This window comes from Xanthomonas nasturtii, assembly GCF_001660815.1.
Taxonomy (GTDB): domain Bacteria; phylum Pseudomonadota; class Gammaproteobacteria; order Xanthomonadales; family Xanthomonadaceae; genus Xanthomonas; species Xanthomonas nasturtii.
The window spans coordinates 22,006-48,016 of sequence record NZ_LYMI01000028.1; the positions used below are offsets into that span (position 1 = coordinate 22,006).

Here is a 26,011-nt window from a genome sequence, read left to right on the forward strand (position 1 = left end):
AGTGGCAGGGCCATCGGGTTTCCCTGTTGCCTGCACCTTGTGCACGCGATGGAAGTGCATTGCGGTGCATACACAAAACCACTGACGCCGCATGCATCAATCATGCATCCGTCGCTTCACAGCGGTGGTCGGGTGATCAGCGCAGGTATCTTGTGCAACCTGCTGGCGCGGCAACGGGCCCTCGACCATCTGCATTGTGGTGATGTTTTTCTCACCATTTATTCCACAAGTGCCCAGGTGCACTTTCAGGCGTCTAGCGGACAAGCAAACGCCGCCGTTAGGGTGGCGATGACGCGTAGACGTGGCTGTGTGCAGGGACGCGTCATTCCCCCGTTCAACGGAGCATCGTGCTGGCGTCCCCCCGACGAGCGCAGTGCCCGTCTCCACCCAGGAGTACCCCATGAAAAAGCTGTTCTCCCGTGCCTTGCTGTTGGTCATGCTGGTCACGCCGGTGGCTGTGTTCGCGCAGACCGCGGTCACCGAAAACACCAATCACCAGAAGATGCTGATCGGCTCCAACTGGCTGGAAACTGCCAACAAGCGCCTGGTCTACGATTTCTGGCGCATCGTGTTCGAAGCCGGCCAAGTGGATTACGCCCCGTTCTACATGGACAAGAACTACATCCAGCACAACCCGAATGTGGCCAACGGGCGCGATGCGTTCATCAGGTTTTTGACCGCGTTCGTTCCCAAAAGCCCGGTGCAGGAGCGGGTGCAGTTGCCGTTGGTCGCCATCACCGCCGATGGCGATCTGGTGACGCTGGTGTCGGTGCGCACGCTGCCGGATCCGCGCGATCCGAGCAAGACCTACACCACCACCTGGTTCGACATGTTCCGCATCGAAAAGGGCCTGATCAAGGAACATTGGGATCCGGACACGATTGCCGGACGCGCCAAAACCGGCGGCCAGTAAGCATTGCGGCACACAGGGCTGCATTGCGCAGCCCTGCACTTGCCTCGTGAATACAGATACCCGGCCAATCCCAGCGCCCGCCTGACGGTGGGCGCTGCTGCGTGATGGCACCGCTTAGCTGATGCGGAAACCCATCGTCGCTTCCACCGCCTGCTGCCAACCGGCGTAGAGCGCTTCGCGCTTGTCCTCGGCCATGTCCGGTTCGAAGCGGCGATCCACTGCCCACTGTTTGGCGATTTCTTCGCGGCTGCTCCAGAACCCTGTTGCAAGCCCTGCCAGATACGCCGCACCCAGTGCCGTGGTTTCGGCCACCTCCGGGCGCAGCACCGGCACATTGAGCATGTCGCTCTGGAATTGCGCCATGAAGTCGTTGGCAATCGCGCCGCCATCGGCACGCAGTTCCTTCAGTTCGATGCCCGAATCGCTCTGCATCGCGGTGAGCACGTCGCGGGTCTGGTAAGCCATCGACTCGACCGCCGCACGCACGAAGTGCTCCTTCGTCGTGCCACGCGTCAGCCCGAACACGGCACCGCGAATGTCGCTGCGCCAGTACGGCGCGCCCAGGCCGACGAAGGCCGGCACGATGTAGACGCCATCGTTGTCGCCGGCGCGTTCGGCGTAGGCCTGCGAGTCGCTGGCCTTGCCCAGCATCCGCAAGCCGTCGCGCAACCACTGCACCACCGAGCCGGCCACGAAGATGGCCCCTTCCAGCGCGTATTCGACCTTGCCGTCGATACCCCAGGCGATTGTGGTCAACAAGCCGGCCTTGGACGCCACCGCCTTGTCGCCGGTGTTCATCAGCATGAAACAACCCGTGCCATAGGTATTTTTCGCCATGCCCGGCTCGAAGCAGGCCTGGCCGAACAATGCGGCTTGCTGGTCGCCGGCGATACCGGCGATGGGCACCTGTTCGCCGTAGAAATACTGGGTTTGGGTCATGCCATAGACTTCGCTGGAGGAGCGCACTTCCGGCAGCATTTCCTTCGGCACGTCGAGCATCGCCAGCAGCTCGGCGTCCCATTCCAGCGTGTGGATGTTGAACATCATGGTGCGCGAGGCATTGGTGTAGTCGGTGACGTGCACCTTGCCGCCGGTGAGGTTCCAGATCAGCCAGCTGTCGATGGTGCCGAACGCCAGCTCGCCGTTTTGCGCGCGTTCGCGGGCGCCTTCCACGTGGTCGAGGATCCACTTGACCTTGGTGCCGGAAAAATAGGCATCGATCAACAGGCCGGTCTTGTCGCGCACCATCTGCTCATGGCCGGCGTCCTTGAGCTGGGCGCAGATGTCCTTGGTCTGCCGCGATTGCCATACGATGGCGTTGTAGATCGGCTGTCCGGTGGCCTTGTCCCACACCACCGCGGTCTCGCGCTGGTTGGTGATGCCGATGCCGGCAATCGAGCGCGCATCGATCTGCGCATTGTTGAGCAGCTCGGTAATGGTGGTGTAGACGCTGGTCATGATCTCGCGCGGGTTGTGTTCCACCCAGCCCGGCTGCGGAAAGATCTGGCCGAATTCGCGCTGCGCTACACCGGCCACCTTGCCCTGGCGATCGAACAACATCGCACGCGAGCTGGTGGTGCCTTGATCGATCGCAAGGACGTACTGCTTTTCCATTGGAGATTCCTCGAACAATGCCGGCGCTGGCGCACGGCGAGAATGGTCGGTGCAGGCGGCGATACGCATGACCGAAGTAGCTCGGTCACTGCGGCCGCCACGCGTTGTCGTACTGATGCCGGGCTTGGCGCAACACCATCACTGCTGCGGATCGACTGGCTTGGCGCCGCCCTGAAGATGGCGCACACGCGCCGGCAGGAAGGGCAGGATCAGCCACTGATACGCCAGCGCGCCGATCGGCCCACCAATCAATGGCCCAACGATCGGGATCCACCAGTAGTTGTCCTTGGCCGGTAGTGCTGCCTCGCCCCAGCCGGCGAAGTAAGCGAACAGGCGCGGGCCGAAGTCGCGTGCAGGGTTCATCGCCCAGGCTTCCAGATAGCCCATCGACGCGCCCAGCGTGGCCACCAGCAAGCCGATCATCAGCGCACCGGAGTTGGCGGTGGGTGCAGCCTCGTTGAACTGCTCGGTGATGGCGAAGATGCCGAAGATCAGGAACGCGGTGATGATGATCTGGTCGACCAGCGCATGCATCGGCGTGACCGCCAGACCAGGTGCGGTGAAGAACACACCGGCCGCGCCGCCGGCTTCGCGGGTGAGCTGCTGCACCTGGTTGAAGTGGTCGATCACCGGCCCGTACAGCTGGTAGACGATGGCCGCACCCAGGAACGCGCCGATGACTTGGGCAATCCAGTACGGCACGACTTTTTTCCAGGAGAAATCGCGGAACAGTGCCAGTGCCAGCGTCACTGCCGGGTTGGCATGCGTGCCGGAGACCGAGCCGGTGACATAGATCGCCAGCGTCACTGCCAGGCCCCACGCGATGCACACGCCCCAATAGGCGTTTTGATACGGGCTGGGGTCGTAGAGGATGTACATCGCCGCGACCGAATCGCCGAGCGCGATGATGATGAACATCGCCACCGCTTCGGAGATCAGTTCCCCTATCAGTTGCCGGCTCATGCGCGCAGGCCTGCAAGGTCAGTGACGCAAACAAGATGGTGCAGCGCGCTGATTGGTGCGCAGCGGTGGTCGGTGATGCTCATTTGGTGTGCCCTCCACGTGACTCGGAATGATGCTGGCTGATGCGCCAGAATACGTTGCCGGACGACCCGTCCTCGCCGGCAACGCGGTGTGTTCAAGCAGAGACGATATCCGCTTGCTGGACCGACTGCGCCTGCAGATAGTCTTCCAGGCGCTGCCGCCCGGCTGCATCGATTCGCAGGCCCAGCTTGCTGCGCCGCCACAGAATATCGTCGGCGGTCTGCGCCCATTCGTGCTGGCGCAGGTAATCCACCTCGGCCTGATACAGGTCCGCGCCGAAGTGCATGCCCAGCCCGGCCAGCGTGTGTGCGTCACCCAGCAATTGCTCCGCGCAGGTGCCGTAGTTGCGCACCAGCCGCTGCGCGGTGGCCGCCGGCAACCAGGGGCGCGCGCTGCTGACGCGCTCCAGCAGGCTGGCGATATCGCGCTGCTCGCCGCCGGGCAATGCCTCGCCGCGCGCGGTCCATGCGGGCTTGCGTGCGCCCAGCGCGTGGGTGAGCCGGTCCACGGCCTCTTCGGCGAGCTTGCGATAGGTGGTCAGCTTGCCGCCGAACACGTTGAGCAACGGCGCGCCGTCGGTGAGCACTTCCAGCTGGTAGTCGCGGGTGACTTCGGCGGCATTGTCTTCGGCGTCGTCCAGCAACGGCCGCACGCCGCTGTAGTTCCACACCACATCGGCGGGGCTGATCTGCTGCTGGAAATACAGGTTTACCGCATCGCACAGGTACTGCACCTCGGCCGCGTCGATCTTGGGCGCGGCAGGGTCGGCTTCGTAATCCACGTCGGTGGTGCCGATCAAGGTGAAGTCGTGCTCATACGGGATGGCGAACACGATGCGCCGGTCCGGTTGCTGGAAGATGTACGCATGGTCGTGATCGAACAGCTTGGGCACCACGATGTGGCTGCCCTTGACCAGCCGCAACGCGTGCTGGTGCGGCACTGCCGCCACCTTGTCCAGGAACGACACCGCCCACGGGCCGGCCGCATTGGCCAGTGCGCGCGCCCGCACGGTGCGGCGGCGCCCGTCGCGGCCTTCGAGCTCGGCATACCAGAAGCCGGCATCGCGCCAGGCACCGACACAGCGCGTGCGCGTATGGATACTGGCGCCGCGCTTGGCGGCGTCCATCGCATTGAGCACCACCAGCCGCGCGTCCTGTACCCAGGCATCGGAATACACGAAGCCGGTGCGCAGCGACTCCTGCAGCGGCGCGCCGACCGGGTGGGTGCGCAAGGAGAGTCGGCGCGAGCGCGGCAGGCTGCGCTTGCTACCGCCCAGATGGTCGTACAGGAACAGCCCGGCGCGGATCATCCATGCCGGGCGCAGATGCGGTTGGTGGGGTAGCAGGAAGCGCAGCGGCCAGATGATGTGCGGGGCCAGCCGAAGCAGCACTTCGCGCTCGGCCAGCGCTTTGCCGACCAGTGCGAACTCGTACTGCTCCAGATAGCGCAGGCCGCCGTGAATCAGCTTGGTGCTGGCGCTGCTGGTGTGCGCGGCCAGATCGTCCTGCTCGCACAGGCACACCGACAACCCGCGCCCGGCCGCATCGCGGGCGATGCCGACCCCATTGATGCCGCCGCCTATCACCAGAAGATCGTACGTTTCGCCCATTGGTGTCTCCGTCCGGGCGCGCTACCTCAGCGAACCCAAGTTTTCATGTTCGAACATATTCGAACATGAAACCTTGCGGAAACGTGAAGAAGTGAAACCGCAGGGCAGGCTGTGGAGCTCAAAGAAACTGATGGTTGATCTGCCAAGACCGATCTTCGGAGGCTATTGGCCTAGATGCCGATTCTTATCCCTCATTGCATAAACGCACAGAAACGAACATGAGTCTCTCGCCCGTCTAGTCTCAGCCGGCGTCGTTGGCATCCGCCAGATGCACCCGGGTGCCGGCCTCGGCCAGTACCGCGGCCAGTTCCTGCGGCGGCGGCCGGTCGGTGAACCAATCGTGCACCTGGGCAATCGCGCCCAGCCGCACCATCGCATTGCGGCCGAACTTGCTGTGGTCGGCGGCCAGCAGCACCTGCCGCGAGTGCTCGATGATGGCCTGGGCCACGCGCACTTCCTGGTAGTCGAAATCCAGCAAGGTGCCGTCCACGTCGATGCCGGAGATGCCGATCACCCCGAAGTCCACCTTGAACTGGCGGATCAGCTCCACCGTTGCCTCGCCGGTCACGCCCTGGTCGCGCCCACGCACCACGCCACCGGCCACGATCACCTCGAAGCTGGGGTTGGCGCTGAGCATCACCGCCACATTGAGGTTGTTGGTGATCACGCGCAGGCCGCGATGCTGCAGCAACGCACGCGCGACTTCCTCGTTGGTGGTGCCGAGGTTGATGAACAGCGAGGCATCGTCGGGAATGAAGCGTGCGACACGTGCCGCGATGTGCTGCTTTTCGCTGGCCTGCAGCGCCTTGCGCGCGGTATAGGCCAGATTTTCCACACTGGAGGGCATGCTGACGCCGCCGTGATAACGGCGCAGCACGCCGGCATCGCAGAGCAGGGTCAGATCGCGCCGGATGGTCTGCGGCGTCACCTCGAAACGCGTGGCCAGGCCTTCCACATCGGCAAAGCCCTGCTGCCGCACCAGTGCCACCAATTGCTCCTGGCGCGGGTTCAAGGCCGGCGCCGGGACAGTCCTGTAGTGAGTCGACTCCATGCGCAGATGATCGCGCATACGCGTGAGGATGCAAACGGTGGGCGCGGTCGCGGTCGGTGCTGCTTAGCCCAGCTCGCTGCGATAGCCGGTATCGATGCTGATGCTGCCGCCCACCGCGCGCGACACGCAGGCGCACAGCTTGCGATTCTCGCGGCGCTGTTCGTCGCTGAAGAACACGTCGCGGTGATCGATATCGGCGGCGCTGTCCAGCACTTCCACCGCGCACAGGCCGCATTCGCCACGCCGGCATTCGGCGATCAGCTCCACTCCGGCATTGGCCAACGCATCCAGCATCGATTCGTTTTCCGCCACCGGCACTTCCAGGCCCAACCCCGGCAACTTCACCACGAACGCCTGCGCCGGCACGCGCCCGCTGTTGCCGAAGGTTTCGAAGTGCAGCCGCGCACGCGTCCGCCCGGCAGCGTGCCAGTGCTGGCGCACCGCTTCGAGCATGCCCAGCGGGCCGCACACATAGACCTCGGCATTGGGCGAGAGCCGCGCCAGCTCGGCAGCCAGGTCGAGCTGGCCGGCACTGTCGTCGCATTGCAGGTGCAGACGTTCGCCCAGCAGCGCTTCCAGGGTGTCGACATAGGCCATGGCGTTGCGCGAGCGGCCGGCGTACAGCAGGCGAAACGCGGGGTGACGACGCGCCAGCCGCTGCGCCATGCCGATGATCGGCGTAATGCCGATGCCGCCGGCAATCAGCAGGATTTCCTCACCGCTTTCATCCAGCGGGAAGTTGTTGCTGGGCGGCGACATTTCCACCACATCGCCCGGCGCCAGCGTCCACATGTGCAGCGAGCCGCCGCGGCTGTCGGGCATCTGCCGTACCGCAATCTGGTAGTACCCATCGGCGCGCGGCTCGCCCACCAGCGAGTACGAGCGCACATCCTCGCGCCCATGCAGCTGCACGCGAAAATCCACATGGCTGCCGACCTCGAAGCTGCGCGCGGCGGTGCCGGGATCGAGCACGATTTCGCGCACGCCCGGGCAGGCGTCGGCGATGCTGACGACGTGGGCGCGATGCCACTGGGTGTCTTTACGCATGAGGGGCTCCAGGCAATGAGGCGTGCCGGCCGGCGCCGGCGGTGATGGCGGTGCGGTGAATCGCTGTGGTCGATGACATGGCTGGCGGCATGCGACGTACTCAGCCCACCATGCGCAGCGACAGATCCTGCGCGCGCTGCTCCTGCGCGATCAGGCGGTCGATCATCCGCCGCGCCCACATGCCGCCGGCATCCACGTTGAGGTTGTAGAAGGTGTGATCCGGGTGCGCATCGATCGCGCGTTGCTGCGCCTCCAGCACCGCTTCGTCTTCGCCGAAGACGCCTGTCACGCCTTCGCGCGTGAGCGTGGTCAGCGATTGGTCGTGCAGCGCGTAGTTACGCATGAACGCCCAGAAGTAATGGCAGGTGGTGTCGGTTTCGGGCGTGATGGTGTTGAGCACGTAGCCGTTGACGCCCTGGCTGCGGTCGCCCTCCGGCGCACCGGTGCCGGCGATGGCCACGCCCACATCGATGGCAATGGTGCCGGGCGCCTCGAAATGGATGATCTGCCAGCGATCGACCTTGCCCCGGTAATCCAGATGACGGGCGATCTGCCCGGCCCAGAACGGCGGCGGGTCGATGTTGTGCATCCAGCGCGACACGGTGACGCCACGATCGCCATGCACCACATCGAACGGTGCTTCGGCCACTTCGTCCTGGCCGATGCTGGAGCCGTGCACGAAGGTCTCGTGGGTCAGGTCCATCAGGTTGTCCAGCACCAGCCGGTAGTCGCACTTGGCGTAGATGGTGCGGCCGTCGCCGGCCCAGGCCGGGTCGTGCGACCAGTGCAGATCCGGGATCAGGCGCGTGTCGGCCTTGGCCGGGTCGCCCGGCCAGATCCACACGTAGCGGTGCTTCTCGGCAACCGGAAAGCTGCGCACGCAGGCCGAGGGGTTGATGGTTTCCTGCGAGGGCATGTGCACGCAGCGCCCCTGCGTGTTGTAGACCAACCCGTGATAGCCGCACACCACATCGTCGCCGCGCAGCTTGCCCATCGACAACGGCACCAGCCGGTGCCAGCACGCGTCTTCGAGCGCGACCACCGCACCGGCGGTGGTGCGGTACACCACCACATCCAGGTTGCAGATCTTGCGCGGGCTGAGCACGTGCTTGATCTCGTGGTCCCAGGCAACGGCGTACCACGCATTGAGGGGAAACAGCGGTTTGGACTGCGACATGACCGTGACTCCTGGGTGAGTAGGCAACCTGGGTGCGACGCGGCATGCGCCGGCCGGCAACCAGTGAACGCGCATGGCAACGCTGGCGTCTGCTTGCAAGCGAAGTTATGTATACACCGGAGACAATGTGGGCGCGTTACCGCCCCATCGAAATTGTGCGATTATCGATTTAATGCGCCGATTATCGGATTGACCGGCGCACCGGCTGCGCCTACCGTGACCCCACGCTCGCTGCACTGGAAGGTAAGCAATGGCCGAAATCGTCTCTCTTGCGGACGCGGTGTCGCAGTTGATCGCCGATGGCGATTGCGTGGCGATGGAAGGCTTCACCCATCTGATTCCGCATGCAGCCGGGCACGAGGTGATCCGCCAGCACAAGCGTGCGCTGCGCTTGGTGCGCATGACGCCCGACCTGATCTACGACCAGTTGATCGGCGCCGGTTGCGCTGCGGCGCTGCGGTTTTCCTGGGGCGGCAACCCGGGCGTGGGCTCGCTGCATCGGCTGCGCGATGCGGTCGAACACGCCTGGCCGCAACCGCTGCAGATCCGTGAACACAGCCACGCCGACATGGCCAATGCCTACGTGGCCGGTGCCTCGGGGTTGCCGTTTGCGGTGTTGCGCGGCTACGTGGGCTCGGACCTGCCGCGCGTCAACGACAGCATCAGGTTCCTGCAATGCCCCTACACCGGCGAAACGCTGGCAACCACGCCGGCGGTCACTCCCGATGTCACGGTGATCCACGCCCAGCAGGCCGACCGCCGCGGCAATGTGTTGCTGTGGGGCATTCTGGGCGTGCAGAAAGAAGCCGCGCTGGCGGCGCGCAAGGTGATCGTGACGGTGGAAGAGATCGTCGACACCCTCGACGCGCCACCCAACGCCTGCATTCTGCCGCGCTGGGTCGTCGATGCGGTCTGCGTCGTTCCCGGTGGTGCCGCGCCGTCGTACGCACATGGCTATTACGCACGCGACAACCGCTTCTATCTGGCCTGGGATGCGATCGCACGCGACCGTGCGCGCTTTCAGGCCTGGATCCAGGCGCATATTCTCGATACCGACGATTTTGCCGGGTTTCAGCGCGTCTACGCGCACTCGCAGCAGCAGGTGGCCGCATGAGCGCCTACAGCACCAACGAGATGATGACGGTGGCCGCTGCGCGCCGCCTGCCCGATGGCGCGGTGTGTTTTGTCGGCATCGGGTTGCCCTCCACCGCGGCCAATCTGGCCCGGCTCACGCATGCGCCGGATGTCACGCTGATCTATGAATCCGGCCCGATCGGTGCGCGCCCGCAGGTGCTGCCGTTGTCGATCGGCGACGGCGAGCTGGCCGAGACCGCCGACACCGTGGTGTCCACGCCGGAGATCTTTCGCTACTGGCTGCAGGGCGGGCGCGTGGACGTGGGCTTTCTGGGCGCGGCGCAGATCGACCGCCACGCCAACCTCAACACCACCGTGATCGGCCCCTACGACGCGCCGAAAACGCGCCTTCCCGGCGCCGGTGGCGCGCCGGAGATTGCCGCCAGCGCCAAACAGGTGTTCATCATCATTCGCCAATCCAGACGCAGTTTCGTGCCGGCGCTGGACTTCATCACCACGGTCGGGCATCTGGATGGTGGCGACGCGCGTGCGCGTACCGGCCTGCGCGGCGCCGGCCCCACCGTGGTCGTCACCGACCTGTGCGTGATGGAGCCCGACCCCGTGACCCGCGAACTCACCGTCACCTCGCTGCACCCCGGAACGACCCGCGAGCAGGTCAGCGCGGCCACCGGTTGGCCAATCCGGTTTGCCGCAGACCTCGCGCAGACCACGCCGCCCAGCCCCACCGAACTGGACGCATTGCGCGCACTGCAGGCGCGTACCGATGCGGCGCACGGTGCCCAGGCAGCGGGAGCGGAGGCATGAGCGAGGTGTATCTGATCGATGGCATCCGCACGCCGATCGGCCGTTATGGCGGCGCCTTGTCCAGCGTGCGCGCCGACGACCTGGCCGCGGTGCCGATCGCCGCGTTGCTGGCCCGGCATCCGCAGCTGGACCCGACCGCCATCGACGATGTCTACCTGGGCTGCGCAAACCAGGCCGGCGAGGACAATCGCAATGTCGCGCGCATGAGCCTTCTGTTGGCAGGCCTGCCGTCTTCGGTGCCGGGCAGCACGCTCAACCGCCTGTGCGGTTCGGGGCTGGATGCGATCGGCACGGTGGCGCGCGGCATCCGTGCCGACGAACTGGGCCTTGCGATTGCCGGCGGTGTCGAATCGATGTCGCGTGCGCCGTGGGTGATGGGCAAGGCCGAGAGCGCCTTCGCCCGCACCCAGCAGCTGGAGGACACCACCATGGGCTGGCGCTTCATCAATCCGCGCCTGCAGGCCGCCTATGGCACCGAATCGATGGGCGAAACCGCAGAAAACGTGGCCCAGCGTCATGCCATTGCGCGCGAGGATCAGGACGCCTTCGCGCTGCGCAGCCAGCAACGCGTCGCCGCCGCCCAGGCGGCCGGCTTCTTCGACGCGGAAATCACCTCGGTGCCGGTGGCCGCGCGCAAGGGCGGCGATGCCGTTACCGTGGAATACGACGAAGCGCCACGCCCGAACACCACCGCCGAAATGCTGGCCAAGCTCAAGCCGGTCTTCCGCCAGCCCGGCACCGTGACCGCCGGCAATGCCTCCGGCCTCAACGACGGCGCCGCCGCCTTGCTGCTGGCCTCTGCGCAGGCCGTGCAGACGCATCGGCTGACCCCGCGCGCGCGGGTGCTGGGGTTCGCATCGGCGGGGGTGGAGCCGGCGTACATGGGGATCGGCCCGGTACCGGCCACGCAGCGCCTGCTGGCACGATTGAATTTGCGTCTGGAGCAATTCGATGCGATCGAACTCAACGAAGCGTTCGCCGCGCAGGCACTGGCCTGCACACGTGCATTCGGGTTGGCCGACGATGCCGCGCACGTCAATGCCAACGGTGGCGCCATCGCGCTCGGTCACCCCTTGGGCATGAGCGGCGCGCGGCTGGCGTTGACCCTGCTGCGCCAGCTGGAAGCCAGCAACGGGCGGCTCGGCTTGGCCAGCATGTGTATCGGTGTTGGCCAGGGCGTGGCGCTGGCGATCGAGCGCCTGTGATGTGCCCGTTGCAACCACGGCTGCCGTTGCCGCGCACGCATGAGGTTTTCGAAATGCGCAGTGTCGACGCCAGCATTCTCAACCCCGCCGTAGCGCAACCGATGGAGATGCAGCATGCGCGACTCCGCTTCTGAGCCACCAATCGATCCGCTGCTCGGCTACCGCCGCAGCCGGCTTGGCACGCAGCCGGCCTACCTGCATCCGGCGTACGCCTCGACCGCCTTGCGCGGGCCCACGCGTGCGCCGATCGACCTGCCGGTCACGCTGTCGGAAGTCACCGGCCCGCGCCTGGATCGGCTCACCCTGGGCGAGCACGCCGCCGATCTCACTGCAGGTTTCAGCGGCGCACCGCTGGGCGAACGCATCATCGTTTCAGGCCGCGTGCTCGACGAAAACGGCAGGCCGGTGCGCAACAGCGTGGTGGAAGTGTGGCAATGCAACGCCGCCGGCCGCTACCAGCACGCAGGCGATCAGCACGACGCACCGCTGGACCCCAACTTCCGTGGCACCGGCCAGGTGCTCACCGACGCCCACGGCCGCTACAGCTTCAAGACCATCAAGCCGGGCGCCTACCCGTGGCGCAATCACTACAATGCCTGGCGGCCGGCGCATATCCATTTTTCGTTGCATGGCGACGGCATCGGGCAGCGGCTGATCACCCAGATGTATTTCCCCGGCGACCCGTTGCTGGCGCACGACCCCATCTACAACTGCGTCGACGATGCGCTGGCGCGTGAACGCATGGTGTCCAGTTTCGATTGGGAAAATGCCATCAGCGAATACGCACTGGCCTACCGCTTCGACATCGTCTTGCGCGGTCGCAAGCAAACGGTCTGGGAGTGACGCGATGAGCCTGCACGCAACGCCGTCGCAAACCGTCGGCCCGTATTACCGGCTTGGGCTGGAGCCGCTGTATCGCACGCAGATTGCATCCACGCAGGCCGCCGGAACGCCGGTGCAGATCAGCGGCTGCATCTTCGATGGCGCCGGCGCGCCAGTGGCCGATGCCGTGCTGGAAGTGTGGCAAGCCGATGCGGCCGGCATCTATGCGCATGCGGCCGATGCCCGCTGCGCTGCGCATGACGCCAGCTTCGACGGCTGGGGCCGCGTGCCCACCGACGCGAGCGGGCGGTTTTCCTTCAGCACCATCAAGCCGGGCCGGGTGGCCGGCCCGGACGGCACGCTGCAGGCGGCGCATCTGAGCGTACTGGTGTTCATGCGTGGCCTGTTGCGTGGGGTCTCGACGCGGCTGTATTTCGCCGACGACCCGCAGTTGGGCAGCGACCCGATCCTGGCGCTGGTGCCGGCCGAGCGGCGCGCCACCTTGCTCGCCCAGCCGCGCGAACGCGGCGCCTACGCCTGGGACATCCACATGCAGGGCGCTGCGGAGACGGTGTTCTTCCGGTATTGATCCGTACCTGGATGGTGAAGCGTGCGCGTGTCGGATCCGTGCGGCGTTACGCCGGCAGGTCTTTATCCAACGAGGATCCGGTCGCCTCTTGCAGGCATACACGCTGCTTGGGGAATGCCAAGCCGCGTGCGGGCAGGCGACGCACGATGGCGCCTCACGCGTCCAGCGACGCCGGTGTGCGCCTTGGCAAGCACACGCCCGGTCGCACGCGCATGCAAGGCACGTGCGGCGTCACCTACCTCGACCGGGCAGTGGCAGGCGCACCCGGCGCATTGCCCTTTCGTCTAGTTGGCACCTCCGCACATCGATGCGATGCTGCCGCCACGCCTAGAGATGCAATGCATGAGTGCGACATCTTCGCTGTTGGAATCCTTGTTCGGTGAGCCTGCGTGCGACGCGTTGTTCGACGATGCGGCGCGTGTGCAGGCAATGCTGGACTTCGAATCGGCGCTTGCGCGTGCGCAGGCGCAGTGTGGTGTCATTCCCGCCGACGCCGCGCAGGCCATTGCCGCTGCCTGCGCTGTGCAGCACTACGATCTGGCCGGCTTGGCGCAGGCCACGGCGCTGGCCGGCAACCCTGCCATTCCGCTGGTCAAGGCCCTCACCGCGCGGGTGGCCGAACACGACAGCGCCGCCGCGCGCTGGGTGCATTGGGGCGCCACCAGCCAGGACGTCATCGATACCGGCACGGTGCTGCAGCTGCACGCCGCACTCGATCTGCTGCTGCCGCGTCTGCAGCACCTGTGCGCCGACCTGGCGGCGCTGGCCGCACGCGAACGCGACACCGGCCTGCCTGGGCGCACCCTGCTGCAGCAGGCGGTGCCGGTGACCTTCGGGCTCAAGGTGGCCGGCTGGTTGGACGCGCTGCAGCGCGCGCAACAACGCCTGCAGGCGCTGCGCGAGGATGCGCTGGTGCTGCAGTTCGGCGGCGCCGCCGGCACCCTGGCTTCGCTGCAGGAGCGTGGCCTGCAGGTGGCGCAGGCACTGGCGAGCACCTTGGAGCTGCCATTGCCGGCGTTGCCCTGGCACACCGCGCGCGACCGCATCGTCGAGGTCGGCTGCGCGTTCGGCCTGCTTGCCGGCACGCTGGGCAAGATCGGTGGCGATGTGGTGTTGCTGATGCAGTCGGAAGTGGGCGAAGTGTTCGAGCCTGCCGCTGCAGGCAAGGGCGGTTCATCGGCGATGCCGCACAAGCGCAATCCGGTGTCCAGCGTGGCGGCGATTGCCGCAGCCACCCGCGTGCCGGGCCTGGTCGCCACCTTGTTCAGCGCCATGGCGCAGCCACATGAGCGCGCGGCCGGGCAATGGCATGCCGAGTGGGAGACCTTGCCGCAGATTGTCTGCCTGACCGCCGGCAGCCTGGCGCAGATGCAGCTGTGCCTGTCCGCTCTGGAACTGGACCGCGCGCGCATGCATGCACATCTGGATAGCCACGGCGGGCTGCTCTACGCCGAGGCGGCGGTGTTCGCGCTCGCGCCGCAGCTGGGCAAACCGCAGGCGCACGCGTTGGTGGAGCAGGCGGTGCTACGCGCGCAGGCGCAGCAGCGGCATTTGCGCGAGGTGCTTGGCGAAGACGCGCAGGTAAGCGCGGTGCTCACGCACGCGCAACTGCAGGCGGTGTTCGATAACGACAGTTGGCGCGGCATGTCCTCGGTCTGGATCGACCGCGTGCTGGCTGGATCTTCTTCCTGTTGACGGTGCTTCGATGGCTTATCTCCAGTTGCCCACGCATCGCCTGCATTACCGCCTGGACGGCACCGAAGGACGCCCCTGGCTGACCTTCTGCAATTCGCTCGGCACCGACCTGCACATGTGGGACGTGCAGATCGAAGCCTTCGCCCCGCACTACCGCATCCTGCGCTACGACCGCCGCGGCCATGGCTATTCGGATGCGCCGCCTGGCCCGTACAGCGTCGCCGACCTGGGCCAGGACGTCCTGGCGCTGTGGGACGCGCTGGGTGTTGCGCAAAGCGATTTCTGTGGCCTGTCGATCGGCGGCCTCACCGGGCAATGGCTGGGCCTGCATGCACCACGGCGCCTGCGCCGGCTGGTGGTGTGCGCCACCGCGCAGAAGATCGGCAGCACCGCCACCTGGGAAACCCGCATCGAGCAGGTCCGCAGCGAAGGCCTGCCGATGCTGATCGATGCCACCCTGCAACGCTGGTTTACGCCGGAATTTGCCATCAGCCACGCACAGCGTCTGGACATGATCGCCGCCGCGTTCGTGTCCACCTCGCCGGCCGGGTATATCGCCTGCTGTCAGGCGGTGGCCGAGGCAGATTTCCGCGGCGCATTGGACGGGCTGAATCTGCCGCTGCTGGCCCTGGCCGGCGACGACGACCCGGTGTGCCCGCCGCCGAACCTGCGCGAGATCGCCTACGCCGCACCGGACGGTCACTACGCGCAGGTGCCCGGCCGCCACATCTGCAACCTGGAATCGCCGGCTGCGTTCAACGACGCAGTGCTGGGCTTTCTTCAGGCCAGCTGAGCTTCCCCCCACCATGCAAGGACACACCATGCACGAAGACGAGCGTTATCAGGCCGGCCTGCGTGAGCGCCGGCGCGTCCTTGGCGATGCGCATGTCGACCGCGCCCTGGCCGCCCGCAGCGAACTCACCGACGAATTCCAGGACCTGATCACCCGTTACGCCTGGGGCAGCATCTGGACCCGCGACGGCCTACCGGCGCACACCCGTTCGCTGATCACCTTGTCGATGATGGTCGCGCTGGGCCACGACGAGGAATTCAAGTTGCACGTGCGTGCGGCGCGCAACAACGGCGTCACGCCTGCGCAGATCAAGGAAGTGCTGCTCCAGGCAGCGATCTACTGCGGCGTACCGGCCGCCAACCACGCCTTTGCGCTCGCCAGGCCGATCCTGGAAGAGCAGGCCGCCAAGCCCGGCACAGCGGCAGCGGAGCAACCCGGGGAAGGTCGGACTTGAAGCGGCTGACAAACGACTGGGTTCACTAACGCCGGGCGCGGCGGGTGCTCGATGCGGCATGTGGACTCGTTGCGGTTCCGGGCGCGCGTCCGCATCCGCCTGACATCTGCGCGCTACGTGTCGTTAGCGCTCTTACCCACCGCATCCCGAGCCATCGCATGCCGCATCGATTTCCCTGCCTGCTGCTGTTGCTGCTGACCACCGCAACGCTGCACGCACAACCGCAGCCCGGCCCCGGCACCGCGTTGTCGCAGGTGCGCGCCGATGATGGCCAGCCGCTGGCGATGTCTGCGCTGGTGCTGTTCGGCTTTCCGGACGATGTGGATGCGCCGCCCGCGCCAGCGGTATCTGCAGATCGGCCGTTGCGTGCACCCACCACGGCGGCGGCAGCCGGCGAAGATTTCATCACCGCCAACGCGGCGCCGCCGGGCGTGCGGCCTATGTTGCGCAGGCCCTCGCAGCAGACCCGGTACGCACCGACTGGCGCGCGATGGAGCAGTTCGCCTTCCGGCCCGAGCAGGTCGCGGCATTGCCGGTGTTGCTGTTGCGCGGCGTCGACGACCCGATCGCTACCCAGGCCGACAACGCCCATCTGTACGCGCGCCTGCGTAGCGAAGACCGCAGTTGGGTGACCCTGCCGCACGCCGACCATGTGGCGCAGGTCGAAGACAGTCACGCCGCGTGGGTGGACGCAGTGGTGAGCTTCCTGCGTCGTCCGCGCTGAAGCCGGTGTGCCCGCGCAGCAGTGCGCGGTGGAGGCGTGTGGCTAGCGTCGGCGTCGGCCACGCACAGGTGATCCACCCGCGCTGATGCAATGCAGGCGTCGGTCATGCGCTGCTCGAACATGACCACGCGCGCGCCGATCGTCGTCGCCTGCGTTGCAGCGGACCGAGTGCGTGGACCGTCTCCCGGATATCGAACACCACGCATTGCACGCACCGTGCAGGCCCGCACTAGCTCAACAACGCCCCCAACCGCTGCGCCGCCTGCTTCAGCGGTTCCAGCAGCTGCGTCTGCATCGTCTGCAGGCTCACGCGTCCGGCTTGCGCACCGATGTTGAGCGCGGCGATCACCTCACCGCGCAGGTTACGCACCGGCACGGCGATCGAGCGCAGGCCGATTTCCAGTTCCTGATCGGTCAGGCACATGCCTTCGCGGCGCGTGCGCGCCAGCACGTCCAGCAGTGCCGAGGCCTGGGTCACGGTGCGATCGGTGCGCGGACGCAAGGTGGTGCGTTCCAGATACGCCTGCAAGGTGTCGCCGGGCAGGGCGGCCAGCAGCACCCGGCCCATCGAGGTGCAATAGGCCGGCAGCCGCGTGCCCGGGCGCAGCCCGATCGACATGATGCGTACCGTTTCCGCACGTGCCACATACAGCAGGTCGTCGCCATCCAGCACGCCGAGTGAGCACGATTCGTGCAGTTGGTCGCGCAGCCCGTCCAGCACCGGCTGCGCTGCTGCGGTCATCGACGAAGACGCCGCGTAGGCCCCGCCGATGCCCAGCACGCGCGGCAGCAACACATAGCCACGCCCTTGCTCGCCGACATAGCCCAGCTTGGCCAGCGTATGCAGCACCCGCCGCACCGCCGCGCGCGAGATGCCGGTTTCCAGGCTGATCTGCGACATCGTCACTTCGCGCGCGTGCTGGGCGAACACGCTCAGTACCACCAGCCCGCGGCCCAGCGAGGTCATGAAGTCCGGGTCGCCCTGGGCGGCGGCGATCTGCTGCATCAGCTCGTGCGGCAGACCGCGCTCGCTACCGGCCGCAACGGCGGGGGCGGGACGTTTGCGGCGGTTGGAGGCGGGCTCGGGCATAGGAGTACGGTGCTGACAGGTCCTGTGCATGGTAAGCGCTCGCGCCACTGCATGCCCCCGCTCACAGTCTGTGCGTGGGCATGTAAGCGCTTCACCCTGCTTGCCGCATAATCGTGGCTGGTTTGTTCCGGATCGGTGCGCTTAGTCCATGAAAACCCCCAAGGGCCTGCAACCGCTGATCGACGATGGCGTCATCGACGAAGTGTTGCGACCACTGAAGAGCGGCAAGGAAGCATCCGTCTACGTGGTCAGCGCAGGCGCCGACATCCTGTGCGCCAAGGTCTACAAGGACATGGCGCAACGCAGTTTCCAGGCGCGCGTGCAATACCAGGAAGGCCGCAAGGTGCGTGGCAGCCGTCAGGCGCGTGCGATGGGCAAGGCCACCAAGTTCGGCCGCAAGGAAGCCGAGACCGCCTGGAAGAACACCGAAGCCGATGCGCTCTACCAGCTGGTGGACGCCGGCGTGCACGTGCCCAAGCCGCGCGGCTACTTCCACGGCGTGCTGCTGATGGACCTGGTCACCGACGAAGCCGGCCACAGCGCACCGCGGCTGGGCGAAGTGGAACTGGAGCCGGAGCAGGCGCGCGACTTCCACACCAGCCTGATCGGCGACGTGGTCAAGATGCTGTCGCTGGGCCTGGTGCACGGCGATCTGTCCGAATACAACGTGCTGGTCTCGCCCGAGGGCCCGGTGGTGATCGACTTCCCGCAGGTGGTCAGCGCGGCCGGCAACAATGCCGCGCGCGACATGCTACTGCGCGACGTGCACAACCTGCGCGACTGCCTGGGCCGCTTCGCACCGGAGCTGCTGGACACCTATTACGGCGAAGAAATGTGGGCGCTGTTCGAGAAGGGCGAGTTGCGCCCGGACAGTACGCTCACCGGCCGCTTCAAGTTCGACACCAAGCGCGCCGACGTGCGCGCCATCCGCGCTTCGATCGAAGACGCACGCCAGGAAAATCTCATCCGCCAGCAAGGCCGCGAGGCCGCTGCCGAAGACAATGACTGATAACTGCAAACACCGCTGCTAGGCGTACCGCCAGGCGCGCGTGGTCGGTGTGTTCGACGCGGTCTGCCTCGCTGCGGACATGGCGGTTATCAGCGCGCTATGCGCAGTCGCCTGTTGAGTGCTCGCGACGTGTGATCAGCCGCTCTGGCGGGGTGTAGTGCTGGCGATGGCGCACGCGCATGTCATGCGCCGAACAGACGACAGGCGCGACGCTTCAGTAGCCACGTCTTACGCCGGGCGCCGCCACTGCACGCTGCATGTCGCTTGCTGTATGTCGCTCGCCGCACCAACTTCACCAACCCCCGCTGCACCTGCCTGATGCGCAGCGTCCGACGCAGCGCCGTGCTTCCGGCCCTGCGTCGTCCCTTGGTGCGATCTCACCAGCGCGCGCTGTCGCGTGTCGCTGCGGCCTGCGGGTAGGCCCTGCATCAGTGCACCGGTTGCGATGCAGCGCAGCAAACCCTCGCCCCTCGCGCTGGATCGCATCCACGCTCGCCAACCGCGCAGGCTGTCTCGGCGCGACGACATGGCCGGGCAGCACCAGGGTTGCGCCGGTCTATGCAGCCATGCCACTACGCCAGGCAAAAACCGTTCGCGACTGAGATAGTGATGGGTCGTAACTCTCTGGCAGGCTCGGCCCTTGTCTTCCGGAGAGTTCGTCATGTCGTTTGATCCCGATGTCGTGCGTCTGTTCGCCCAGCTGCAAGAGGCAGCGCAACCGCCCATGGAAACCCTGCCGGTCGAAGGCGCGCGCCCGCTGCCAGCTGCTGGCCATCCATTATCGGCTCGCCCCGGAACACCCCGCACCCGCAGGCGTGGAAGATGTCATCGCCACCCTGCGATGGGTGGTCGCCCAGCCCGCCGCGGTGGGTGCCGATGTGCAGCGGCTGGCGATCTTCGGCGACAGCAACGGTGGCGCCATGGCCGCCGTTGCGGCGCTGGCCGCGCGCGATGCCGGAATCGCCTTGCGCTGTCAGTTGCTGGTATATCCGCTCACCGACGCACGCCAGGACAACGGGCTGTATCCATCGCGTTCGCTCAATGCCGGCTTGCCGCCGCTGACCGCAGCGGCGGTGCACTTCTTCAACCGTCACCTGGTGCCCGACATGGCGGTCGCCAACGACTGGCGCGTCTCGCCGATGCTGGTGCCGGACGTTGCCGGCGTTGCGCCTGCACTGGTCGTCGTGGGCGACCGCGACATGCTCTACGACGAAGGCCGCGCCTATGCCGAACGTCTGCGTGCCTGCGGCGTAGAAGTCACGCTGCACAGCTTTCCCGGCATGATCCACGGCTTCATCAACATGGGCGGGGTCCTGCGCGCGGCGGACGAAACGCTGGAGCTGGCGGCGTTGACGCTACGCCAGCGCCTGCTGCCCGCGATCGAACGCAGGGCTGCATGACACCGTGCGGCAGCCGTGTCGCTACACGTGTTGCCGCAGCGGCGGCGAGCGATCGGACTTTGTCCTGCGCCAGTCACTCACTGCGCGCGCGCGATGCGACAACTGCCTGCAACCATCGCGTCGGTGCAGTGCCCGGCGCCACCCGATCGCTGCCCGCAACGATGGCTGCGGCGACATTCTCGGTCGCGCGCAGCCGTGGCCGGCAAGCGCGCCGGCTTCACGCGTTTGAGTGTCGAAGACACGCAGCGACTCGACGTTGCGATGCAACGCTGCCTATCGGCAATTGCCGATCAGAAATTGAACCGGAATGTGGTCATCAACACGTGGTTCTCGCGATCTACCGCACGCGTGTTGACGAACTGATTCAGATAACCGATATCGGCGTTGGCAATGGCATTGAATTTCCAGTTGATGCCGACAAAGGCGCGGTTCTGGTCGAGACCGCGGCGCGCCCCCCATTGCGTCTGATCCAGATTGACGAACAGTTCGTTGAACGCCACCCAGGACAGTTGCGGACTGAACCGGCTCGGGTGTACCGCCCGGATCATCTGCCGCACGCGATAGCCTTCATCGCTGAAGTCTTCGCGGTGGCGCTGTTCCAGACGCGTCCGGCTGGTAATGGTGATATTGGCAATCGGGTCGAACTGGTATTGAAATTGCCCCCACCAGCGATTTTCGCGATTGGACGGCTGCCCGGCCGGATGGCTGATGATGGTGTCGTAGCCCATCCAGACACTGGCCTTGGCATTGAGTCGATAGAACACCGCAGGGCGCAAAATCAGCTGGTCGAACTGCTCGCCTTCCTCGCGCCAGCGCGGGTGCACATCCATGCTCCAGTACAGGTTTTCGACCGGCAGCTTGCCCTGCGCATAAATGCTCAGCCAGTAACGCCCGTCTTCTTCGGTATTGGCCTGCGCCGGCGAAGTACTCGCCAGTGTCAGCAACAGGAAGGGGCAGGCGAAGCGAAATGTTGCCGTCAGTAACGTGCCAAATGCGTTCATTTAGTGAAATGTGTCGGCGTTGGCAAATCATAGCAACAACTTTTGAGTTTGCTTCGACCGTTTGGTTGGCTCAAATCGCCTTTGCTCGCCCGGGTCTTCGTGAATCGGGCCATTCCATCGTTTTGTGCTGAAGCAGCGGTGACTGCGGTCTTCAAAACAGGTGTGACCGGCCGATCGCCGACGACGGACAGCGACCGGCGTGTCGATTACGCCACCTGGCTGCGCCGCGCGCGCTCCAGATGCACCAGCAGCAGCGAGATCGCCGCCGGCGTCATGCCGGGAATGCGTTGCGCCTGGCCAATATGCTGCGGGCGCACGCGTTCGAGCTTCTGTTGCACTTCGATCGACAGGCCGCGCACGCCGGCATAATCGAAGCCGTCGGGGATCGGCGTGGTTTCGTGACGTTGCTGCCGCGCGATATCGTCGCGCTGGCGATCCAGATAACCGGCGTACTTGACGCTGATCTCGACCTGCTCGGCCACCTGCGCATCGTCCACGCCCGGTCCCAGCGACGGCACCCGCATCAAGCTGGCGTAGTTGAGCTCGGGGCGCTTGATCAGATCCAGCACGTTGGTCTCGCGGCTGACCGCCACGCCCAGCGCGTCGGCCACCTCGCGGCCGAGGGCATTGCCCGGCGTCGCCCAGAGCGCCGACAAGCGCGCCGTTTCGCGGTGCACCGCCTCCTGCTTGTGCGCGAACCGCGCCCAGCGTGCGTCGTCGACCAAGCCCATCTCCCGACCGACCCCGGTCAGGCGCGCATCGGCGTTGTCCTCGCGCAGCTGCAGCCGGTATTCGGCCCGGCTGGTGAACATGCGGTACGGCTCGGTGGTGCCGTGGGTGATCAGATCGTCGACCAGCACGCCCAGGTACGCCTCGTCGCGGCGCGGCGACCACGCCGGCAGGCCCTGCACGCGGCGCGCCGCATTGAGCCCGGCCAGCAGGCCCTGCGCGGCGGCTTCTTCGTAACCGGTGGTGCCGTTGATCTGCCCGGCGAAGAACAGCCCGCCCACCGCCTTGGTTTCCAACGAGGCCTTGAGCCCGCGCGGGTCGAAGAAGTCGTACTCGATGGCGTAGCCGGGGCGGGTGATATGCGCGTTTGCAAAGCCGCGAATCGAGCGCACCAGCGCCAGCTGCACATCGAAAGGCAGCGAGGTGGAAATGCCGTTGGGATAGATCTCGGTGACTTCCAGGCCTTCGGGCTCGACGAAGATCTGGTGGCTGGTCTTCTCTGCGAAGCGCACCACCTTGTCTTCGATCGACGGGCAGTAGCGTGGGCCGATGCCTTCGATCTGCCCCGAATACAGCGGCGAGCGATGCAGCGCGCTGCGGATGATGTCGTGGGTCTGCTCGGTGGTGTGGGTGATCCAGCAGCTGACCTGGCGCGGATGGTCGCTGCGCTGGCCCATGAACGACATCACCGGCAGCGGGTCGTCGCCGGGTTGTTCGGTCATCACGCCGTAGTCGAGCGTGCGCCCATCGATGCGCGGCGGCGTGCCGGTTTTGAGCCGGTCGATCGCGAACGGCCGCTCGCGCAGGCGTGCGGCCAGCGTGGTGGCCGGTGGGTCACCCATGCGCCCGGCCGCGTACTGGGTTTCGCCGACATGGATCTTGCCGGCCAAAAACGTCCCGGCGGTCAGCACCACCGCCGGGGCCTCGAAGCGCAGCCCGGTCTGAGTGATGACCCCGCGCACGCTGTCTGCTTCGGTGGCGCCGTTGTGGATGATCAGATCGTCCACCGCCGCCTGGAACACGGTCAGGTTGGGCTGGGCTTCGACGATGCGGCGGATCGCGTTGCGATAGAGGTTGCGGTCGGCCTGGCAGCGGGTGGCCCGCACCGCCGGCCCCTTGGAGGCATTGAGCGTGCGCCACTGGATGCCGGCCAGATCCGCTGCGCGGGCCATCGCGCCGCCGAGCGCGTCGATCTCCTTGACCAGGTGCCCCTTGCCGATCCCGCCGATGGCCGGGTTGCAGCTCATCGCGCCCACCGTCTCGATGTTGTGGGTGAGCAGCAAGGTGCGCGTACCGGCGCGGGCAGACGCCAGTGCGGCCTCGGTGCCGGCGTGGCCGCCGCCGATCACGATGACGTCGTAGCGATAGAAAGAGTCGGACATGGGTGTGGACTGAGAGCGGAAAGGGGAAAACGGCCGCGGAAGTATCGGCTGAAGGGCAGTGAAGGTCATCAATTCATAAAAAATGTGACTCAAGTCACATTTCGCAACAGTGACCCTCAAGTTGGCATGTTTCGTGCGGATATCCCTATTGCACCTGTCGTGGCATTGCGACATGGGCGCAAAGGCTGGAATTGGAACAGGGGCCAGCCGCGCGTGCGATGGGGTAGCGTAAGGGTCGGTAGTCGGGGGACTGCCGACCCTTATTTTTTTCCGCGTAGGGGCCGCGGCTGGGCCTTGCCACGCTGCAGCGCTTGCAGAGCATCATCCAGACGAAAACAGAAAGCCCCGGCGTGCCGGGGCTTTCTGCGTTGTAGGCGCCGATATCCGACAGGGCCGGAACAGGGGGGATCCAGATTTCCCTGTCGGACATCGACATGAGTCGGTCAGTGAGGCGGGCCCGGTCAGAAGATGACGTGGCGGGTCACACAGAGCACCCAGCTTGCGGCCAATCGCTGGCTGAACGCAAGCCCCCAATGTCTTCAATTGTGGGCCGTGTCGCAGTCAGGAGCTCAAGGAATCTGCCCGCGTGTGTTACGTGGTGCGGTTTGCCGTTGGATCTCACGGATCACCCGTGGCGGTGCGCCGATCCGCGGCGGTGGCCGCGATGGCGGTGCACCGGTGGCCGGTGGCCGGTTGGGCCGCTGCGGACGTGAGCCGCCGGGGCGCGGACCGTTGTTGAACGAGCCGTTCGGACGTGGCGGGCGGTACTGCGGGCGGCGATCGTTCTGCCGGTAGTAGTAACCGCCGCCGCCGCGATAGACCGGGTACACCGGATAGTCGTACAGGCCGATCGACCCGGCGCCATAGCCATACGGCACACCGTACGGGCTGCCGTACCAGTAAGGCGAGTAGCCGGGTGGATAGCGATACTGCACGGCAGGGGCACCACGGTAATAGCCGCCCGACCCACCGCCGGTGTAGTCGTACGTTGCGCAGCCACCCAGGGCCAGCAGCCCGGCGGCAAAGATCAGACGGAATTTCATGAATGGTGCCCTCCTGCAACCATGGTGTCACTTTCGAACCGATGCATTGAATCGGTCCTTAATTGTGCGGCAACGCGGCGCTTCGTCATCGATCCAGCATGCGCGGCGGCAGTGCGTGCGACCCGTGAAGAGGGGGCATACGTTAATCTTGCAGGCATGATCGATCCGGTCCCTCTTGCCCATTCCGACGTCCTGCAAGCCGCTGCGCGGATCGCGCCGCACTGCGCGCCGACACCGTTGCTGACCTCGCATAGCCTGGATGCGCTCAGCGGCGCGCAGTTGTTCTTCAAGGCCGAGCATCTGCAGCGCAGTGGCGCATTCAAGTTCCGCGGCGCCTGTAATGCGGTGTGGTCGCTGCCGGACGCGCTGGCAGCGCGCGGTGTGGTGACCCATTCGTCCGGCAATCATGGCGCGGCACTGGCGCTCGCCGCACGCACGCGTGGCATTGGCTGCCACGTGGTGGTGCCCGAAGGCGCGGTGGCGGCCAAGCTGGCCAATATCTCCCGCCACGGTGCCACGCTGTGGCGTTGCGCACCGACCATCGCCGCGCGCGAGCAGCTGTGCGCGCAGGTGCAGGCCAGCAGCGGCGCCACGCTGGTGCACCCGTACACCGATCCGGCCGTGATTGCCGGGCAGGGCACCGCCACGCTGGAGCTGCTGCATCAAAGCGATGGGCTGGACGTGCTGGTGGCGCCGGTCGGCGGTGGCGGGCTGGCGGCCGGGGCCGCGCTGGCGCTGGGTAACGCTCCGGGCTGCGCGCTGGTGCTGGCCGAGCCGGCTGGCGCGGCCGACACCGCGCGCTCGTTGGCGGCCGGGCAGCGGCTGGTCGATTTCGTTCCGGAGACCGTCTGCGACGGCCTGCGCGGCAGCCTGGGCGTGCCCAACTTCGCGCTGCTGCAGCAGGCCGGTGCACAGGTGATCACCGTCGACGATGCCGCGGTGGTGCAGGCGATGCGGTTGCTCTGGCAGGTGCTCAAGCAGGTGGTCGAGCCGTCGTCGGCGATCACCCTGGCCGCGGTATTGGCCGAACCGGCACGCTTCGCCGGGCGGCGGGTAGGGCTGATCCTGTCCGGCGGCAATGTGGATCTGGATGCCTTGCCATGGGCTGCGGCGTGAGCAGGCGCTCGCGCGGGCTCGGCCTGTGGGGCTGGGGTTGTCGGTTGTGCATGCTGGCGCTGATCTGGCTGGTGGCGGTGGCAGGCTGGATTGTGTGGGTTGGCGACCGCGATCAGGCCGCGCCGGCCGATGTGATCATCGTGCTGGGTGCGGCCGCCTACGATGCGCGCCCTTCGCCGGTGTTCGAAGAACGCATCCGGCATGCGCTGGATCTATACGCGCAGGGCTATGCGCCACGGCTGTTGTTCACCGGCGGCTTCGGCAATGGTGCGCGCTTTGCCGAATCGCAGGTGGCCCGGCGCTATGCGCTGCGCCACGGCATCCCGCCGGAAGCCATCGTGATCGAAACCGCTTCACGCACCACCCGGCAGAATCTGGAACAGGCGCGCACGCTGATGGAGCGGCACGGCATGCATCGGGCGATCATCGTCAGCGACCCGTTGCACATGGCGCGCGCGCTGCGGCTGAGCCAGGAGCTGGGCGTGGATGCGCTGGCCTCGTCCACGCCCAGCACGCGCTTTCGCAGCTTCCACACCAGTTGGCGCTTCCTGTTGCAGGAGGTCTATTACTTCCACCGCGATCTGGTGGTGCAAGGGCCGTGACTG

The 26,011-nt window shown here is 66.3% G+C and carries 22 protein-coding genes and 2 pseudogenes; 14 read left to right on the top strand and 10 right to left on the bottom strand.

The window, feature by feature from the left end; translation table 11 throughout:
* Window positions 1–400 precede the first annotated feature (400 nt).
* Window positions 401–913 (top strand): nuclear transport factor 2 family protein, encoded by a 513-nt coding sequence (locus A7D16_RS11705; RefSeq protein ID WP_064632880.1) that lies wholly within the window; start codon window positions 401–403, stop codon window positions 911–913.
* A gap of 114 nt (window positions 914–1,027) precedes the next feature.
* Here the strand turns inward: A7D16_RS11705 and glpK are convergent, their stop codons facing one another.
* From glpK to A7D16_RS11735, 6 genes are all read right to left on the bottom strand, one after another.
* A complete protein-coding gene (glpK, locus tag A7D16_RS11710; RefSeq protein ID WP_064632958.1) occupies window positions 1,028–2,527 on the bottom strand; it encodes a glycerol kinase GlpK in 1,500 nt (499 codons plus the stop codon).
* A 138-nt stretch (window positions 2,528–2,665) separates the two neighbouring features.
* Window positions 2,666–3,490: an MIP/aquaporin family protein gene (locus A7D16_RS11715; protein ID WP_064632881.1), complete on the bottom strand. Its 825-nt coding sequence runs from the start codon at window positions 3,488–3,490 to the stop codon at window positions 2,666–2,668.
* 175 nt (window positions 3,491–3,665) lie between these two features.
* A complete protein-coding gene (glpD, locus tag A7D16_RS11720) occupies window positions 3,666–5,180 on the bottom strand; it encodes a glycerol-3-phosphate dehydrogenase (RefSeq protein WP_064632884.1) in 1,515 nt (504 codons plus the stop codon).
* 241 nt (window positions 5,181–5,421) lie between these two features.
* Entirely contained in the window at window positions 5,422–6,249 is an 828-nt protein-coding gene (locus tag A7D16_RS11725) for a DeoR/GlpR family DNA-binding transcription regulator (protein ID WP_064632886.1), read from the bottom strand.
* A 45-nt stretch (window positions 6,250–6,294) separates the two neighbouring features.
* Window positions 6,295–7,278 (bottom strand): PDR/VanB family oxidoreductase, encoded by a 984-nt coding sequence (locus tag A7D16_RS11730; protein WP_064632888.1) that lies wholly within the window; start codon window positions 7,276–7,278, stop codon window positions 6,295–6,297.
* A 100-nt stretch (window positions 7,279–7,378) separates the two neighbouring features.
* A complete protein-coding gene (locus A7D16_RS11735) occupies window positions 7,379–8,455 on the bottom strand; it encodes an aromatic ring-hydroxylating dioxygenase subunit alpha (protein ID WP_064632891.1) in 1,077 nt (358 codons plus the stop codon).
* 250 nt (window positions 8,456–8,705) lie between these two features.
* On the opposite strand from A7D16_RS11735, the gene A7D16_RS11740 reads away from it, so the two are divergent.
* The 9 genes and pseudogenes from A7D16_RS11740 to A7D16_RS11780 all read left to right on the top strand — a co-directional run bounded on the left by A7D16_RS11740 (window position 8,706) and on the right by A7D16_RS11780 (window position 16,636).
* Window positions 8,706–9,569, top strand: coding sequence for a CoA transferase subunit A (locus A7D16_RS11740; RefSeq protein ID WP_064632894.1), 864 nt, complete (start codon window positions 8,706–8,708; stop codon window positions 9,567–9,569).
* Window positions 9,566–10,354: a CoA-transferase subunit beta gene (locus A7D16_RS11745; RefSeq protein ID WP_064632896.1), complete on the top strand. Its 789-nt coding sequence runs from the start codon at window positions 9,566–9,568 to the stop codon at window positions 10,352–10,354. Before A7D16_RS11740 ends, A7D16_RS11745 begins: the two co-directional genes overlap by 4 nt.
* A complete protein-coding gene (pcaF, locus tag A7D16_RS11750) occupies window positions 10,351–11,559 on the top strand; it encodes a 3-oxoadipyl-CoA thiolase (protein ID WP_064632898.1) in 1,209 nt (402 codons plus the stop codon). Before A7D16_RS11745 ends, pcaF begins: the two co-directional genes overlap by 4 nt.
* Before the next feature lie 114 nt (window positions 11,560–11,673).
* Window positions 11,674–12,402, top strand: coding sequence for a protocatechuate 3,4-dioxygenase subunit beta (gene pcaH / locus A7D16_RS11755; RefSeq protein WP_064632901.1), 729 nt, complete (start codon window positions 11,674–11,676; stop codon window positions 12,400–12,402).
* Between the two features lie 4 nt (window positions 12,403–12,406).
* Window positions 12,407–12,970 (top strand): protocatechuate 3,4-dioxygenase subunit alpha, encoded by a 564-nt coding sequence (gene pcaG, locus A7D16_RS11760; protein ID WP_064632904.1) that lies wholly within the window; start codon window positions 12,407–12,409, stop codon window positions 12,968–12,970.
* 342 nt (window positions 12,971–13,312) lie between these two features.
* Window positions 13,313–14,665, top strand: a complete 1,353-nt coding sequence (locus tag A7D16_RS11765) for a 3-carboxy-cis,cis-muconate cycloisomerase (protein WP_064632906.1) — start codon at window positions 13,313–13,315, stop codon at window positions 14,663–14,665.
* 10 nt (window positions 14,666–14,675) lie between these two features.
* Window positions 14,676–15,458 (top strand): 3-oxoadipate enol-lactonase, encoded by a 783-nt coding sequence (gene pcaD, locus A7D16_RS11770; RefSeq protein WP_064632908.1) that lies wholly within the window; start codon window positions 14,676–14,678, stop codon window positions 15,456–15,458.
* A 28-nt stretch (window positions 15,459–15,486) separates the two neighbouring features.
* Window positions 15,487–15,912 (top strand): 4-carboxymuconolactone decarboxylase, encoded by a 426-nt coding sequence (pcaC, locus tag A7D16_RS11775; protein WP_064632911.1) that lies wholly within the window; start codon window positions 15,487–15,489, stop codon window positions 15,910–15,912.
* Window positions 15,913–16,070: 158 nt separating this feature from the next.
* Window positions 16,071–16,636: pseudogene (locus A7D16_RS11780) on the top strand (hypothetical protein).
* A gap of 229 nt (window positions 16,637–16,865) precedes the next feature.
* Here the strand turns inward: A7D16_RS11780 and A7D16_RS11785 are convergent.
* Complete coding sequence (locus A7D16_RS11785; RefSeq protein WP_064632914.1) at window positions 16,866–17,726, bottom strand: IclR family transcriptional regulator domain-containing protein; 861 nt, start codon at window positions 17,724–17,726, stop codon at window positions 16,866–16,868.
* Between the two features lie 148 nt (window positions 17,727–17,874).
* Here A7D16_RS11785 and A7D16_RS11790 point away from each other — a divergent pair, with 148 nt between their 5' ends.
* Both A7D16_RS11790 and A7D16_RS11795 read left to right on the top strand, forming a co-directional pair.
* Window positions 17,875–18,735 (top strand): PA4780 family RIO1-like protein kinase, encoded by an 861-nt coding sequence (locus tag A7D16_RS11790; RefSeq protein WP_064632916.1) that lies wholly within the window; start codon window positions 17,875–17,877, stop codon window positions 18,733–18,735.
* 661 nt (window positions 18,736–19,396) lie between these two features.
* Window positions 19,397–20,135: pseudogene (locus A7D16_RS11795) on the top strand (alpha/beta hydrolase).
* A 290-nt stretch (window positions 20,136–20,425) separates the two neighbouring features.
* On the opposite strand, the gene A7D16_RS11800 reads toward A7D16_RS11795, so the two are convergent.
* The 3 genes from A7D16_RS11800 to A7D16_RS11810 form a co-directional block, all read right to left on the bottom strand.
* A complete protein-coding gene (locus A7D16_RS11800; protein WP_064632918.1) occupies window positions 20,426–21,136 on the bottom strand; it encodes a DUF2490 domain-containing protein in 711 nt (236 codons plus the stop codon).
* Between the two features lie 206 nt (window positions 21,137–21,342).
* A complete protein-coding gene (gene mnmG / locus A7D16_RS11805; RefSeq protein ID WP_064632921.1) occupies window positions 21,343–23,247 on the bottom strand; it encodes a tRNA uridine-5-carboxymethylaminomethyl(34) synthesis enzyme MnmG in 1,905 nt (634 codons plus the stop codon).
* A gap of 569 nt (window positions 23,248–23,816) precedes the next feature.
* A complete protein-coding gene (locus A7D16_RS11810; RefSeq protein ID WP_064632924.1) occupies window positions 23,817–24,290 on the bottom strand; it encodes a hypothetical protein in 474 nt (157 codons plus the stop codon).
* 156 nt (window positions 24,291–24,446) lie between these two features.
* On the opposite strand from A7D16_RS11810, the gene A7D16_RS11815 reads away from it, so the two are divergent.
* Entirely contained in the window at window positions 24,447–25,406 is a 960-nt protein-coding gene (locus A7D16_RS11815; protein ID WP_064632926.1) for a pyridoxal-phosphate dependent enzyme, read from the top strand.
* Window positions 25,391–26,008: a YdcF family protein gene (locus tag A7D16_RS11820; protein WP_064632929.1), complete on the top strand. Its 618-nt coding sequence runs from the start codon at window positions 25,391–25,393 to the stop codon at window positions 26,006–26,008. The genes A7D16_RS11815 and A7D16_RS11820 overlap by 16 nt, the downstream gene beginning before the upstream one ends.
* The last annotated feature ends 3 nt before the right edge of the window (window positions 26,009–26,011 follow it).